This window comes from Stenotrophomonas sp. 10N36 (genome assembly GCF_056395005.1).
The window spans coordinates 64004-78868 of record NZ_JBFTIS010000002.1 but is presented as its reverse complement, the minus strand read 5'-3'; the positions used below and the strand labels follow the sequence as shown (position 1 = coordinate 78868).

Here is a 14865-nt window from a genome sequence, read left to right as displayed (position 1 = left end):
GGCTTACTCGATCTCGTTCTTTGCGCTTCGCGCCGCGCGGGCGCGTGGTCCGTGGAAATACTCCTGGATCCACGGGTGGTCCAGCTGTTCGATCTCGTGCAGCGGTGCGTTGGCGATGACCTTCTTGTCGGCCAGCACCGCCACCCGGTCACAGATGGCATACAGCGTGTCCAGATCGTGTGTGATCAGGAAGACGGTCAGGCCCAGCGCTTCCTGCAGGGTCTTGATGAGCCGGTCGAAGGCGGCCGCGCCGATCGGGTCCAGCCCGGCGGTGGGTTCGTCCAGGAACAGCAGTGGCGGATCCAGCGCCAGCGCACGGGCCAGGCCGGCGCGCTTGCGCATGCCGCCGGACAACTGCGAGGGCAGCTTGTTGATCGCATCGGCCGGCAGCCCGGCCAGCTTCACCTTGAGCAGGGCCAGTTCGTAGTGCCAGCGCTCGGGCAGTTCGCGGTGGTGTTCCTTCAGCGGCACCTGCACGTTCTCGCCCACGGTCAGCGACGAAAACAGCGCACCGTCCTGGAACAGCACGCCGGTATTGCGTTCGATGTGCAGGCGACTGGCCGGGTCGCTGGAGCGTGCATCCACGCCCAGTACCTCGATCTGGCCATCGTCGGGCTCGCGCAGGCCGAGGATGCTGCGCATCAGCACCGACTTGCCGGTGCCCGAGCCGCCCACCACGCCCAGGATTTCGCCGCGACGCACGTCCAGGTCGACGCCGTCGTGCACCAGCTGCGCACCGAAGCGATTGACCAGCCCACGCACGCGGATCACCAGGTCGGGATCGGCGCTGGCGGGCGCGCTGTGGTCGGCGGCAGGGGCGGTGTCGAGGGTCATCCGGTTACCAGCCCATCTTCATGAACCACAGCGCGGCGAACGCGTCGAGGATGATCACCAGCGAAATGGCCTGGACCACGCTGGAGGTGGTGCGCTCACCGACCGACTGCGCGGTGCCTTCCACCTTGAGGCCTTCCAGGCAGCCGATCAGGCCGATCACCAGCGCGAACACGGGCGCCTTGGACAAGCCCACCAGCATGTTGCGTACTTCCATGGTCTCGTACATGCGCGCGATATACATCTGCGGCGGGATGCCGAGATCGAACGCGCCCACGGTGACGCCACCGGCAAGCCCGGCCATCATCGCGATGAAGGTCAGCAGCGGCAGGGTGATCAGCAGCGCGACCAGTCGCGGCAGCACCAGCAGGTCGATCGGGTCCAGGCCGAGGGTTTTCATCGCATCGATTTCTTCGCGTGCCTTCATCGCGCCGATCTGCGCGGTGAAGGCGCTGGCGGTGCGGCCGGCCAGCACGATGGCGGTGAGCAGTACGGCAAATTCGCGCAGGAAGGCGATGCTGACCAGCTCGACCACGTAAATCTCCGCGCCGAAGTCGCGCAGGATGGTCGAGCCGAGGAAGGCGATCACCGCGCCCACGAGATAGGACAGCAGGGCCACCAACGGGACGGCATCGAGCCCGACCTGTTCCATCTGGGCCACGGTGGCGGTGAGCCGGAAACGGCGCGGTTCCTTGACCAGGCGCGCGCCCTTGACCAGGTTCTCGCCGAGGAAACTGGCCAGGGCCACGATGTTGTGGCCCATGCCGTGCACGCTGACGCCCAGGCGTTCGAGCGCGGCCAGGACGCCGAAATCACGCTTGGGGCGGGGGCGGTCGTCGGCGACTTCTTCGATGGTGCACACCAGCGCGCGGTGTTCTTCGCGGAAGGCCAGGGCGTCTTCGCCCAGGTCGGCACGCCGCGCCACGCGCAGGACCTGCAGCACGCCGGCCGAGTCGAGCACGGTGATGCCGCTGGCGTCGATGCCGGTGAGCGTGTCGGGAATACCGCGCAGCACTTCGGCCGCGGCCAGCGCGGTATGCAGGGTCCAGTGGCCGGACAACCGGACCAGGCCGGGGTCCTGCGCATCCTGTTCGAGATGGGGGGCTTGTGTGTGCGTCATGGGCGTCCTGCCGCGCAGCATACCTTGTCCGTGTAGACGGCAAGTGTGTGGCAGGCAACATGAATGTTCAGCCGGGCAGGCTTCGGGTAATACTACGAAACATGTCCGCCGATACCGCCACCATCGTTACCCCCCAGGCCACCTACGCGCAGCGCGTGGCATTCGTATCGGAAATGGCCGGGCGCCTGCACAGCTATGGCACGACGGCGCAGCGGCTGGAGGCGGCAGTGGTCGCGCTGGCGCAGCGGCTGGACCTGGATTGCGAGCCGTGGTCGAACCCGACCGGGCTGATCCTGAGTTTCAGCGACCCGACCAAGGCGATCGGTTCGTCGGACATCACGCGGGTGATCCGGCTGGCGCCGGGCGAGAACGACCTGCATAAACTGAGCATCGCCGACCAGATCACCGATGCGGTGGCCAACGGCACGATGAGCATCGCGCAGGGTCACACGGCGCTGCGGCAGTTGGACAAGGATCCGGGCCGGCGGGGCAAAATCCGGATGATTCTGTCCTACAGCCTGGGGGCGGCGGGCGTGGCCGGCTTGTGGAAGCTGCCGTGGCTGGATATCGCGACGGCGGGGATGATCGGGTTGTTGATCGGGCTGATGACGCTGTACACCGACCGCCGGCCGGCCAGCCGGGAGGCAAGCGAGGCGTTGGCGGCGCTGCTGGCCGGTACGGTGGCGGCGCTGGTGGCGTCGTTCCTGGGGCCGTTGAATCTCAATACGGTGATCATCGCGTCGCTGGTGGTGATGCTGCCGGGGATGTCGTTGACCAATGCGGTAAACGAGCTGGCGAGTCAGCATTGGGTTTCGGGGACGGCGCGGTTTGCCGGTGCGATCACGACGATTCTGAAACTGACGGTAGGCGCGGTGATCGCGGTGACGCTGTCGGGGATCATCGGGCTGGACCCGCAGGTGCGGGCATCGCGGCCGCAGGCTGACTGGGTGGAATGGAGCGCGCTGTTGGTGGCGGCGTTCGCGTTCGCGATGCTGTTCAAGGCGAATCGGCGAGATTATCCGTGGGTGATGGCGGCCTCTGTGGCCGGTTATGCGATTTCGAAATTCGCCGGGCAGGCATGGGGGTTGCCGGCGGGTATCTTCATGTCGGCGATGGTGATGACGGCGGCAGGCAATCTGTTCGGTCGGTGGGTGCAACGGCCGGGCGCGATCATCCGGTTGCCGGGGATCATCATGCTGGTGCCGGGCAGTACGAGTCTGCGCGGGGTGCTGACGCTGGTGCAGCAGCAGGATATGAGCGCGGGCCAGACGGTGCTGATGACGGTGCTCAATGTGGTGATGGCGCTGGTGGCCGGGCTGCTGTTTGGCAACCTGCTGGTGCCGGCGCGGAAGAATCTTTGAGCGTTCGGATCAAGATCCAGATCCAGATCCAAATCCAGATCCAAATCAAGACCAAGACCAAGACCAAGACCAAGACCAAGACCTTGTAACCTCCTGCATCGTGCTGGGCCGGGGGGTGTGGGTTCCCGGGACACGCCGCAAGTACGTCCGTGTAGGCTCCGTCGGCGCATCCATGCGCCTCAGGGTCCCGGGAACCCACACCCCCCGACCCTCGACAGTTTGCTGGTGGCCATAATCAAGCAAGAGCGGAAGCCGCTTCGGCCGATAACCGCTTTTCGCTTTTTCGTTGGGTACCGAAACACTGTCAGAGGGCGGGTACGGGTGGGTTGGCGGGACCGTTGGGCGCCATGGATGGCGCCCACGAGCCTCCAGGGATGGATTCACGGCGTGTCCCGCCAACCCACCCGTACCCGACCAGCCAGGGAAAGCACGCACACGGCGTTGCAGCTGTTGCTCTGGCATTTGGCGTACTCCGCAGAACCGCCAGCGACATAAGAACACAGACACAAAAAACGCCGGCTTTCGCCGGCGTTTTGAGATTCGGTTTCTGATGAAACCAGAATCGATTACTTCTTGATCAGGAACTCTTCGACCTTCTTGCCCTTGGTCGTCAGCGCGGCCAGCCAGCGCGGCTGCTTGCCGCGGCCGGTCCAGGTTTCCTTCGGGTTGGCCGGGTTGCGGTACTTCGGGGCAACCTTGCCCAGCTTGCGCACGGCCTTCTTGGCCGGGGCCTTGGTGGCCTTCGCTGCACGGCCGCGGGCCGGGGCCACGCCGCCGAACACTTCTTCGATCGAATACCCGTGCGCCTTCGCCAGCTTGGTCAGCTGCGCGCGCACCTTGGTCACCGCCGGGCGCTTGGCCACGATGGTCTGCTGCTTCTTCGCGTTCTTGATCAGGGCGCCCAGCTCTTTGGCGGACAGGCCACTCAGGTCAATGCTCATCAACTACTCCGGAATCTATTTAAGGACGGGGTGGGCCAGTCCTTGGCGTCGGCGACAGCATACATATCCCATCGGGTGCTGCACAGAGTTAACCCGGATATTCAATCGGAACGCGCAAAAGAAAAGCCGGGATATTCCACCCGGCTTTCTTCGACACCCTGTTCCGGTCAGCCTGCCAGGCGGGCCAGCAGCGTCTCGCGGTCCAGGCTCTCGGCCTCGCTCGCGCTGCGCGACCGGTACTCGTAGGTCCCGGCGGCCAGCCCGCGCTCGGACACCACCACCCGGTGCGGCACACCGATCAACTCCATATCGGCAAACATCTGGCCCGGGCGCAGACCCCGGTCGTCCAGCGCCGCGTCCAGCCCCGCCGCCTGCAGCTGCGCCAGCAGCTCGGCCGCCGCGGTGGCCACTGCCTCGTCCTGCTTCGGGTTGATCACGCAGACCACCACCTGCCACGGCGCCATTGCCGCCGGCCAGATAATCCCGGCCTCGTCGTGGTTCTGCTCGATCGCCGCCGCCACGATGCGCGAAATGCCGATGCCGTAGCAGCCCATCGCCATCACCGCCGCCTTGCCGTTCTCATCCAGCACCGTGGCCTTCAGCGCCTGCGCGTACTGGCGGCCCAGCTGGAACACATGGCCCACTTCGATACCGCGCGCGATCTTCAGCTCACCACCGTCGGTGGCGCGGTCGCCGGCCTTCGCATTGCGGATATCGGCCACGTCCGGCTCGGGCAGGTCGCGGCCCCAGTTCACCCCGGCAACATGGAAACCGGCCTCGTTGGCGCCGATCACGAAGTCGGCCATCGCCGCCACGTCGCGGTCGGCCACGATGCGGATCGGCTTGACCGGGTTCAGCGGGCCCAGGAAGCCCGGCTCGCTGCCCAGGTGCGCGGTGATTTCCGCTTCGCCGGCCATGCGGTGACCCTGCAGACCCTCCACCTTGCCCAGCTTGATCTCATTGACCTCGTGGTCGCCACGCACCAGCGCCAGCACGAACCCGGCTTCGGTCATCAGCGCGATCGACTTCACGGTGCGCTCCAGGCCCAGGCCCAGCAGCTCGGCCACCGCTTCGCAGGTCTTCTGGGTCGGCGTTTCTACCTTGCGCATCGCCTCGCTGGCCGCGGCGCGGGCGCCCGGGGCGGCGGCCACGGCCGCTTCCATGTTGGCCGCGTAGTCCGAGCCGGTGGAGAACACCAGCGCGTCTTCGCCGGAATCGGCGATCACGTGGAATTCCTGCGAGGCGTCGCCGCCGATCGCGCCGGAATCGGCCTGCACCATGCGGAAATCCAGGCCCAGGCGGGTGAAGATGCGGCTGTAGGCCGCCTTCATGTTCTCGTACTCGCGCACCAGGCAGTCATCGTGCAGGTGGAAAGAGTAGGCGTCCTTCATCAGGAACTCGCGCGAACGCATCACGCCGAAGCGCGGGCGGATCTCGTCGCGGAACTTGGTCTGGATCTGGAAGAAGTTGACCGGCAGCTGCTTGTAGCTGGACAGCTCCTGGCGCGCGAAGTCGGCCGCGGCCTCTTCGGCGGTGGGGCTGTAGCAGAACACCTGGTCCTTGCGATCCTTGATCTTCAGCAGCTGCGGACCGAACTTTTCCCAGCGCCCGGTGGTTTCCCACAGTTCCTTGGGCTGGATGGTCGGAATCTGGAATTCCACCGCGCCGGCGCGCTCCATTTCCTCGCGCACGATGCGCTCGACCTTGCGCAGCACGCGCAGGCCCAGCGGCGACCAGGTGTACAACCCCGAGGCCAGCTTGCGGATCATGCCCGCGCGCAGCATCAAGCGGTGGCTGGTGAGCTCCGCGTCACTGGGGGTTTCCTTGGTGGTGTGCAGGTGGAACTGGGAAAGGCGCATCGTCGGCTTCGCTGAACGGCAGAAGCCGATATTCTGCCAGCCCGGCCGCCGCCCTGCCCATCACGGCCCTGGCCGTGGGCGCAACCGCCTGTTGCCGGCAGCCGCCAGCCGGCCGGTCAGGTGCCGGTGGCCGGCTTGCAATACGCCTGGATCGCGGCCTCGGCCAAGGTCTTCTGGGCGGCGCGCTGCGGGTCGGTCAAGGCGGTGTCGGCCTTGCCGTCGCCATTGGTGTCCTGCATCACCACGCCCTGGCCGTTGAGCAGCGTGAGGTTGCCGCGCGCGGTGGTGCACTCGCTGGACTCGGCCGGGGCGGCGGCCGCGGCGGCTGGCCGGGTGGCTGGCGAGGGATTCTGCACCTTGCGCGCTTCGAACGCCTGCCCGGCCGGGGGCTTTTCCGAATACTGGGTCACGCCGTTGGCGTCCTTCCACTTATAGACGGTACCGGCCTGGGCCGAGGCGCTGGCGAGCAGCAGCAGGCAGCACAGCGAGGGCAGGGCACGCATGGCAACTCCGGGCATCAAGGCAAGGCGCCGATTGCAGCACCCCGGCCCGGCGCTGGCAAGCCGTGGGCGACCGGCGGGCCGGTGGGTACCGGCAACGGTCTCCCCGACCCCGAGAGCACCGGGCTGCCCCAAAGGCCACCACACCCACTAAACTGGCCGGTATGGATCAGATGAAACCCCCGCCGCGCTCCCGCAGTATCTACCTGCTGCCCAACCTGTTCACCACCGCAGGCCTGTTCGCCGGCTTCTACGCGATCATCGCCGCGGCCAACGGCGACTTCGTCAACGCGGCCATTGCCGTGTTCGTGGCCGCGGTCATGGACGGCCTGGACGGCCGCGTGGCCCGGCTCACCGGGACCAGCAGCGAATTCGGCGTGCAGTACGACTCGCTGGCCGACCTGGTCAGCTTCGGCATGGCCCCGGCGCTGGTGATGTACCACTGGTCGCTGTCGTGGCTGAAATTCGATGACCCGGTCTGGGGCCGGGTCGGCTGGGCGGTCGCCTTCCTGTATGCGGCCTGCGCCGCGCTGCGCCTGGCCCGCTTCAATACCCAGGTCACCGTGGTCGACAAGCGCTGGTTTGTCGGCCTGGCCAGCCCGGCCGCCGCCGGGCTGATGATGTCCTTCGTCTGGGCCTTCGCCGATGGCAACCTGGGCTGGGATGGCAATCAGCTGCGCTACGTGTCGTTGGGCGTGACCCTGGTGGCGGCGTTGCTGATGGTCAGCCGGATCCGCTTCTGGAGCTTCAAGGGCAGCGGCGAACGCGGCCCGCGCGCCGATCGCGTCCCCTTCCTGGCCCTGGCGCTGGTGCCCATCGCCATTGCCATCATGGTCATCGACCTGCCGCGCGTGCTGTTTGCGGTTGGCATCGTGTACGCCCTGTCCGGCCCGTTCTACTGGCTGTGGCAGCGCGCCCGCAAGACGGCTGAGCCGCGCGCGTGAGCGAGGCCGGCCTGCCGCCGCTGTGGTCGCCGGCGCAGCAGTCGTGGCTGCAGGCGATGGGCTACACGGTGTTCGTGGACGGGCAGATCGACGAGGTCGCCCCGGCACCGATCACGCTGAGTGTAGCCGCCCATGCGGCGCCGGCCGAGCGCACCGTGGCGCCGCCCGCGTCCGCATCGGCGGCAGACACCCCGGCGCAGGCTGCGCCACCGCCGCGGCGCACTGCGCCGACCAGCATCGATGCACCGGCCGCCGCGGGCAATGGCAGTGCAACGCAGGCCCCGGCAGCGACGCGCGAACGCAGCACCGGGCGCCGCCCGGCCGTGCGCATGCCCGACCGCCTGCAGATCGCCCTGCTGCGGGCCTCCGGCTGCAATCCCGCCGAGCCGGAGACGCAGGCGTTGATGGCCGGGTGGAACCTGGACGACCTGCGCGGCAATGCCGCCGCCAAGCGCGCGCTGTGGCCGCAACTGCGGGCCCTGCGCAAGCGGGGCCGGCCGTGAGCGCGGTCAGTTCACCGCGCCCACTGGCGTTGCGCGCGCTGCGCGAAAGCGATATCGACACCCTGATGCCGATCGAACTGCGCGGCTACCCGTTCCCGTGGACGCGCGGCATTTTCGTGGACTGCCTGCGTGCGGGCTACCCGGCGCTGGCGCTGGAAGATGACGGCGTCCTGGTCGGCTACGGTGTGCTCAGCATCGCGGCCGACGAAGCCCACGTCTTGAACGTGTGCGTGGATCCCCAGACCCAGTCGCGCGGGCTGGGCCGGTTTCTGTTCCGCGCGCTGGTGCAGCTGGCACGCGACCATGGCGCCCAGCGCGTGTTCCTGGAAGTGCGCCCGTCCAACACGCCGGCGGTGGCGCTGTACCACAGCGAAGGCTTCAACGAGATCGGCCGCCGCCCGCGCTACTACCCGGCCCGGGAGGGGCGCGAGGACGCCCTGGTGATGGCGATGGAGCTGGTGGACGACGACATCCAGACCATGCCGCCGTTGTAACGGCGCGACCCGACCATAACGGCGCAAGGCAGCCGACCAACGGTCGGCTCTACCGACCCTCGTAGAGCCGACCGTTGGTCGGCTGCACGCATCGTCCGGCGGTAGAGCCGACCGTTGGTCGGCTGCACGCATCGTCCGGCGGTAGAGCCGACCGTTGGTCGGCTGCACGCATCGTCCGGAGGTAGAGCCGACCGTTGGTCGGCTGCGCGCATCGTCCGGAGGTAGAGCCGACCGTTGGTCGGCTGCACGCCATGCCGGACCGGCGCCGCCACGCACGGCTGGTCACACCCCTCACGCCACCCGCAACACCGCCGCGCCCGCAACGATCAACCCCGCCGCGATCCACCGCATCCGCGTCACCCGCTCACGCAGGACGAATGCGGAGATCAGGATGCCGAACAGGATCGAGGTTTCGCGCAGCGCCGAAATCATCGCCACCGGCGCGATGGTCATGGCCCACAGCGCCAGTCCATACGAGGTCAGCGTGCCGATCCCGCCGACCACGCCAAAGCCCGCGTTTTCCCGCGCGTAGGCCCATAGTCGGGACGCACGCGTGCAGACCGCCCACACCGGCAGCGGCAGCCCGGACAACAGGAACAGCCACAGCGTGTAGCTGAGCGCCGCACCGGACTGGCGCGCACCCCATGCATCAACCAGCGTGTAGGTGGCAATCACCCCGGCGTTGAGCAGCGGCAGCCACAGGTGCTGGCGTGCGCCGCCGCGTGCCATGCACAGGATGCCGGCACAGATCAGTGCAATGCCGCACCATGCCACCGCATGCAGGCGTTCGCCCAGGAACACGGTGCCCACCAGCGCCACCAGGATCGGTGCGCAGCCGCGCATCAGCGGGTAGGACGCGCTCATGTCGGTCACCCGGTAGGTGCGCGCGACCAGAACGTAATAGAGGACCTGCAACACCGTGGAGGCGGCCAGCCATGGCCAGCTGCGTGGCAGCGGCGCGGGCACGAAGGGCAGCAGGACGGCCGCGATCAGCGCGGCCGACCCGGTGACCAGGATCGTGGTCAGCAGCGTATCGCTGCCGCGTTTGACGATCGCATTCCAGCTGGCATGCAGCAGGGCAGCGAACAGCACGCTACAGAAAATGGAGAGTGACATCGTGTCGGCAGGCACGCATTCCATGGACGAACACGCATCATGCCCCGGTAGAGCCACCCCATGGGTGGCTGCGTCCATCGTCCCACCCGGCAGGTACCGACCGGTGGTCGGTACCTCCCAACAAACACCGCCGCGTTACAACTTCGCGCGCTGCTCGACCAGGCCGGCCAGCTGCGCGGTCCATTCCACCAGACGCACGCGTTCCTGCTCGACCACCGCGGCCGGCACCTTGTCGGTGAACTTGCCCAGCTTGGTCTGGCTCTTCTCCTTCTCCGACTCCACCCGGGCAATTTCCTTGTCCAGGCGGGCGCGCTCGGCGCCCAGGTCGACCAGGCCTTCCAGCGGCACCAGCAGCTTCAGCTCACCGACAATGGCCGCCGCCGACGGCGGGGTATCGGCCGCGTCGGCCAGCCAATCGATGCGCGCCAACTTCAGCAGGAACGACAGCGAGGCCGTGAAGCGGGCCACGCGGGTGCGGTCGTCCGCGGTGCCGCCCTGCAGCAGCAACGTGACCTGCTTGGCCGGCGGCACGTTCAGTTCGCTGCGCACGCGGCGCAGCGCATTGACCATGCCCTTGAGCCATTCCACGTCGGCCTCGGCACGGGCGAAATCGCCCGCGAATTCGTCCGCCGTCGGGTACGGACGCAGCGACAGGGTGTCTTCGCCCAGGCCCAGGCGCGGGGCCACCTGGCGCCACAGCTGTTCGGTGACGAACGGAATCAGCGGGTGCAGCAGGCGCAGCAGCGCTTCCAGCACGTACAGCAGGGTGTGGCGGGTGCTGGCCGCGTCGTCGGCGTTGTCGCCGTTGAGCGCCGGCTTGGTCAGTTCCAGGAACCAGTCGCAGAACTCGTTCCAGGCAAACTCGTACAGGCACTGGGCCAGCAGGTCGAACCGGTAGTTGGCGTAGTGCGTCTGTGCCTCGGCCGAGACCGCCGCCAGGCGCGCCAGGATCCAGCGCTCGGCATCGGTGCGCGGCTGCGGCACGCCGGTGAAGCTGCTGCCCTCGGTGTTCATCAGGGTGAAGCGGCTGGCGTTCCACAGCTTGTTGCAGAAGTTCTTGTAGCCCTCGGCGCGGCTCATGTCGAACTTGATGTCGCGGCCGTGCGTGGCCAGTGCGGCGATGGTGAAGCGCAGCGCGTCGGCACCGTGGGCAATGATGCCGTCGGGGAATTCCTTGCGCGTGGCCTTCTCGATCTTCGGCGCATCCTTGGGCTTCATCAGCCCGGTGGTGCGCTTGGCAACCAGGTCTTCCAGCGAGATGCCGTCGATGATGTCCAGCGGGTCGAGCACGTTGCCCTTGGACTTGGACATCTTCTGACCCTGCGCATCGCGGATCAGGCCGGTCATGTAGATGTCCTTGAACGGAATCTTCCCGGTGAAGCTGTCGGTGGCCATGATCATGCGGGCCACCCAGAAGAAGATGATGTCGAAGCCGGTGACCAGCACCGCCGACGGCAGGTAGCGCTCGAAACCGCGGTCGGCCATCGCCTGTTCGTTCGGCCAGCCCAGGGTGGAGAAAGGCCACAGCTGCGAGGAGAACCAGGTCTCCAGTACGTCGCTGTCATGGTGCAGGGCGACGTCGGCGCCGACGTTGTTGCGCGCGCGCGCATCGGCCTCGTCGCGGCCGACATAGCAGTTGCCCGCGTCATCGAACCACGCCGGAATGCGGTGTCCCCACCACAGCTGGCGGCTGATGCACCAGTCCTGGATGTTCTCCATCCAGTGGCGGTAGGTGTTGATCCAGTTGGCCGGAACGAACTGGATGCTGCCGTTCTCGACCAGCTCCAGGCCGCGCTTTGCCAGCACGTCCATCTTCACGAACCACTGGTCGGTGAGGTAGGGCTCGATCACCTGCTGGGTGCGGTCGCCGCGCGGCACCTGCAGCTTGTGCGGCTTGGTTTCGACCAGGATGCCCAGGTCTTCCAGCTCGGCCAGGATCACCTTGCGCGCTTCATAACGGTCCAGCCCGCGGTATTTCTCCGGGGCGTTGTCGTTGATGGCGGCCACCGGGGTGAACAGGTTGATCATCGGCAGGTTGTGGCGCACACCCACCTGGTAATCGTTGAAGTCGTGCGCGGGGGTCACCTTGACCACGCCGGTACCGAACTCGCGGTCCACGTAGTCATCGGCGATCACCGGAATTTCGCGGTCGGTCAGCGGCAGCTTGACCATCTTGCCGATCAGGTGCGCGTAGCGCTCGTCCTCGGGATGCACCATCACCGCGGTGTCGCCCAGCATGGTTTCCGGCCGGGTGGTGGCCACGGTCAGCGTGCCGCTGCCATCGGCCAGCGGGTAGCTGATCGACCACAGGAAGCCGTCTTCTTCCACGCTCTCCACTTCCAGGTCGGAAATGGCGGTCTTCAGCACCGGGTCCCAGTTGACCAGGCGCTGGCCGCGGTAGATCAGGCCCTGCTCGTGCCAGCGCAGGAAGGCCTCGATCACCGCTTCGGACGGCTGCGGGTCCATGGTGAAGGTGCTGCGCGACCAGTCCGCCGAGGTGCCCAGGCGGCGCATCTGGCGTTCGATGGTGTCACCGGAAAACGCCTTCCACTCCCAGACCTTCTCGATGAAGCCCTCGCGGCCCAGCGAATCGCGGGTCTCGCCCTTGCCTTCCAGCGCCAGGTTGCGGCTGACCACCATTTCGGTGGCGATGCCGGCGTGGTCGGTACCCACCTGCCACAGCGTGTCGTAGCCGCGCATGCGGTGGTAGCGCACCAGCGCGTCCATCAGGGTCTGCTGGAAGGCATGGCCCATGTGCAGCGTGCCGGTCACGTTCGGCGGCGGCAGCAGGATGGTGTACGGCTCGCCCTTGCCGGACGGCTTGAAATGGCCGGCCTTCTCCCACGCGTCGTACAGCGCGGTTTCGAAGGTTTTGGGGTCGTAGCTGGAGGCGAGTTGGGTCATGCGGGAACCAGGATCGAAGACGGGAGGTGGGGGTGCCGGAACATCAGCGCCCGAGGGCGCGCTGGATCTTCTGGTCGGTATGGAACTGCGAAACCGCGTAGGCGGCCCAGATCGCGGCCGGGAGCCAGCCAATCAGGGTGATTTGCAGGATCAGGCAGAGGATGCCTGCGAACGGGCGGCCAATGGTGAAGAAGGCGAACCAGGGAAAGATCAGGGCGATCAACAGGCGCATCAAGGGTCTCCGGGCTCGGTGGCGGCACCACGGCGGGCGCCGCGCGGGTTACATGTCGTACTTGTTCAGGTTAAAGCCCAGCGCCTTGTACTGGCGCCAGCGCTCGCGCAGCGGTTCGCGCGCTTCCGGGTCGGCCGGCACCACTTCCAGCACCCGGTCGCACTCGGCCAGGTACGGGTCGTCGCGCAGGTTGATCACCAGCGGGCGCGCCGGGGCCGGCGTGCCGGGCACGGCGATCAGCACCAGCGCCTCCTCCTCGTCCATGTCCTCACCGGCGATCTGGTGGGGGATGTAGGCCTCGTCGTCGAACGACCACAGCAGCTCGTCCAGCTCCTCGGCCTGGGCCTGGTCGCGTGCCAGCACCAGGGTGAACAGCCCGGCGTCGTTGGCCTTGCGGGCCAGCTCACAGACCAGGCGCAGCGGCTCGGTCAGGAAGCGGGGCTTGGCGATCAGGTAGAAATCAGCACGGGACATGGGCAGGCCAGGAGCGAAAGGGAAGGCCCGGCAGCAGGCCGGGCGGGATCGGGGCGGCGCTCAGGCCACCCCGATCGGGCACGGCATCAGGCGCGGGCGACCTGGTCCAGCAGCCACTGGCTGAGCAGGCCAACCGGGCGGCCGGTGGCCATGCCACGCTTGCCTTCGTCGCTGGCCACGCCGGCGATGTCCAGGTGGGCCCAGCGCTGGCCTTCGGCGAAGCGCGACAGGAAGCAGCCGGCGGTGATCGCGCCGGCCCAGCGGCCGCCGATGTTGTAGACGTCGGCGAAGCTGGAATCCAGCATCGGCTGGTACTCATCCCACAGCGGCAGGCGCCAGGCGCGGTCGAACACGTGCTCGCCGGCGGCCAGCAGTTCGTTGGCCAGGTCGTCGTGCTTGGTCATCAGGCCGGCGGTCTGGTGGCCCAGGGCAACCAGGCAGGCACCGGTCAGGGTGGCCACGTCGACCAGCGCGGCCGGCTCGAAGCGCTGCGCGTAGGTGAGCGCGTCGCACAGGATCAGGCGGCCTTCGGCGTCGGTGTTGCCCACTTCAATGGTCTTGCCCGACATCGAGGTGATCACGTCCGACGGGCGGTAGGCATTGCCGTCGATGGCGTTTTCCACCGCCGGCACCACCACCACCAGGTTCAGCGGCAGCTTGGCGGTGACCGCCGCGACGAAGGTGCCGATGACGTTGGCGCCACCGCACATGTCGTACTTCATCTCTTCGATGCCGCCCTGGGTCTTCAGGTTGACGCCGCCGGTGTCGAAGGTGATGCCCTTGCCGACCAGTACGTAGGGCTTGGCGTCGCCGCCGTTGCTCCACTTCAGCACCACCAGGCGCGGGCGGTTGGCCGAGCCGCGGGCCACGGCCAGCAGCGAGCCCATGCCCAGCGCTTCCATCTGGTGCTCGTCCAGGATCTCCGCCTCGGCACCGGCATGGGCCTGGGCGAAGGCGACCGAGGACTCGGCCAGGTAGGCCGGGGTGCACAGGTTCGGCGGCAGGTTGCCCAGCTCGCGGGCGTACTGCACGCCGGCGGCGATGGCCTGGCCCTGGGCCAGGGCCTGGGCGTCGGTACCGGCGATGGCCAGCTGGGTCAGGCCGGGTTCGTCGGCCTTCTTCTTGCCCAGGGTGGCGCTGTAGCGGTAGGCGGCGTGGTCGGCGGTGATGATGGCCTGGCGGATGTTCCAGGCGGCGTCGCGGCCCTTGACCTCCAGCTCGGTCAGGGTGAACAGCGCGTGGTGGTTGACCCCGCTCTTCAGGGCGCGGCTGGCATCGCCCACCGCCTTGAGGTACTGCGGGACGCCGAACTTGGCCGGTTCGCCCAGCCCCACCACCAGCACGCGCGGGGCGGTGACGCCCGGCAGATCGTGCAGCAGGGTGGTGTTGCCGGTCTTGCCGCCGACGTCGCCGCGGGCCACCAGGGCCGTCAGGCGACCGCCGGACGCGGTGTCCAGGGCCTGTGCCGCCGGGCTCAGGGTCTGGTCGGCGTAGGCGCCGACGATGACGCAATCGAACGCGGCCGAGGCCGGCGTTGCGTGGTTCAGGGTGAATTCCAGGGCCATTGATCAGATTCCGTTGGCAAA

At 67.6% G+C, this 14865-nt stretch carries 13 protein-coding genes and 1 pseudogene; 4 read left to right on the top strand and 10 right to left on the bottom strand.

Going from position 1 to position 14865, the window contains the following annotated elements:
- Window positions 1-3: 3 nt before the first annotated feature.
- Together AC1DCJ_RS03950 and AC1DCJ_RS03945 are read right to left on the bottom strand one after the other, a co-directional pair.
- Complete coding sequence (locus AC1DCJ_RS03950) at window positions 4-834, bottom strand: ABC transporter ATP-binding protein (RefSeq protein WP_038690605.1); 831 nt, start codon at window positions 832-834, stop codon at window positions 4-6.
- Between the two features lie 4 nt (window positions 835-838).
- Complete coding sequence (locus tag AC1DCJ_RS03945; protein ID WP_137191103.1) at window positions 839-1951, bottom strand: ABC transporter permease; 1113 nt, start codon at window positions 1949-1951, stop codon at window positions 839-841.
- Window positions 1952-2052: 101 nt separating this feature from the next.
- Here AC1DCJ_RS03945 and AC1DCJ_RS03940 point away from each other — a divergent pair, with 101 nt between their 5' ends.
- Window positions 2053-3312: a threonine/serine exporter family protein gene (locus AC1DCJ_RS03940; RefSeq protein WP_038690601.1), complete on the top strand. Its 1260-nt coding sequence runs from the start codon at window positions 2053-2055 to the stop codon at window positions 3310-3312.
- A gap of 569 nt (window positions 3313-3881) precedes the next feature.
- Here AC1DCJ_RS03940 and AC1DCJ_RS03935 read toward each other — a convergent pair.
- The 3 genes and pseudogenes from AC1DCJ_RS03935 to AC1DCJ_RS03925 all read right to left on the bottom strand — a co-directional run.
- Window positions 3882-4253 (bottom strand): annotated as a pseudogene (locus AC1DCJ_RS03935) (H-NS histone family protein); the annotation flags it as partial.
- A gap of 167 nt (window positions 4254-4420) precedes the next feature.
- Window positions 4421-6112, bottom strand: a complete 1692-nt coding sequence (locus tag AC1DCJ_RS03930; protein WP_478070170.1) for a proline--tRNA ligase — start codon at window positions 6110-6112, stop codon at window positions 4421-4423.
- Between the two features lie 116 nt (window positions 6113-6228).
- The gene (locus AC1DCJ_RS03925) at window positions 6229-6615 is read right to left on the bottom strand and encodes a DUF4124 domain-containing protein (protein WP_478070169.1); all 387 of its coding nucleotides are present in this window, start codon (window positions 6613-6615) and stop codon (window positions 6229-6231) included.
- 161 nt (window positions 6616-6776) lie between these two features.
- Between AC1DCJ_RS03925 and pssA the strand changes: the two genes are divergently transcribed.
- The 3 genes from pssA to rimI are packed head-to-tail and all read left to right on the top strand — an operon-like array spanning window position 6777 to window position 8553.
- Entirely contained in the window at window positions 6777-7556 is a 780-nt protein-coding gene (pssA, locus tag AC1DCJ_RS03920) for a CDP-diacylglycerol--serine O-phosphatidyltransferase (protein WP_038690594.1), read from the top strand.
- Window positions 7553-8059, top strand: coding sequence for a hypothetical protein (locus AC1DCJ_RS03915; protein WP_478070168.1), 507 nt, complete (start codon window positions 7553-7555; stop codon window positions 8057-8059). The genes pssA and AC1DCJ_RS03915 overlap by 4 nt, the downstream gene beginning before the upstream one ends.
- The gene (gene rimI, locus AC1DCJ_RS03910; protein WP_038690590.1) at window positions 8056-8553 is read left to right on the top strand and encodes a ribosomal protein S18-alanine N-acetyltransferase; all 498 of its coding nucleotides are present in this window, start codon (window positions 8056-8058) and stop codon (window positions 8551-8553) included. Before AC1DCJ_RS03915 ends, rimI begins: the two co-directional genes overlap by 4 nt.
- A gap of 291 nt (window positions 8554-8844) precedes the next feature.
- Here rimI and AC1DCJ_RS03905 read toward each other — a convergent pair whose 3' ends face one another.
- The 5 genes from AC1DCJ_RS03905 to AC1DCJ_RS03885 all read right to left on the bottom strand — a co-directional run bounded on the left by AC1DCJ_RS03905 (window position 8845) and on the right by AC1DCJ_RS03885 (window position 14844).
- Window positions 8845-9669 carry an SMR family transporter gene (locus tag AC1DCJ_RS03905; protein WP_478070167.1) on the bottom strand — a complete coding sequence of 275 codons (825 nt, stop codon included), beginning with the start codon at window positions 9667-9669 and terminating at the stop codon, window positions 8845-8847.
- 135 nt (window positions 9670-9804) lie between these two features.
- On the bottom strand, window positions 9805-12573 hold the full coding sequence (locus tag AC1DCJ_RS03900) for a valine--tRNA ligase (protein WP_478070166.1): 2769 nt from the start codon (window positions 12571-12573) through the stop codon (window positions 9805-9807).
- A 43-nt stretch (window positions 12574-12616) separates the two neighbouring features.
- Window positions 12617-12805 carry a YqaE/Pmp3 family membrane protein gene (locus tag AC1DCJ_RS03895; protein ID WP_038690586.1) on the bottom strand — a complete coding sequence of 63 codons (189 nt, stop codon included), beginning with the start codon at window positions 12803-12805 and terminating at the stop codon, window positions 12617-12619.
- Between the two features lie 48 nt (window positions 12806-12853).
- On the bottom strand, window positions 12854-13279 hold the full coding sequence (locus tag AC1DCJ_RS03890) for a DNA polymerase III subunit chi (protein WP_478070165.1): 426 nt from the start codon (window positions 13277-13279) through the stop codon (window positions 12854-12856).
- 86 nt (window positions 13280-13365) lie between these two features.
- The gene (locus tag AC1DCJ_RS03885) at window positions 13366-14844 is read right to left on the bottom strand and encodes a leucyl aminopeptidase (protein WP_038690582.1); all 1479 of its coding nucleotides are present in this window, start codon (window positions 14842-14844) and stop codon (window positions 13366-13368) included.
- Window positions 14845-14865 lie beyond the last annotated feature (21 nt).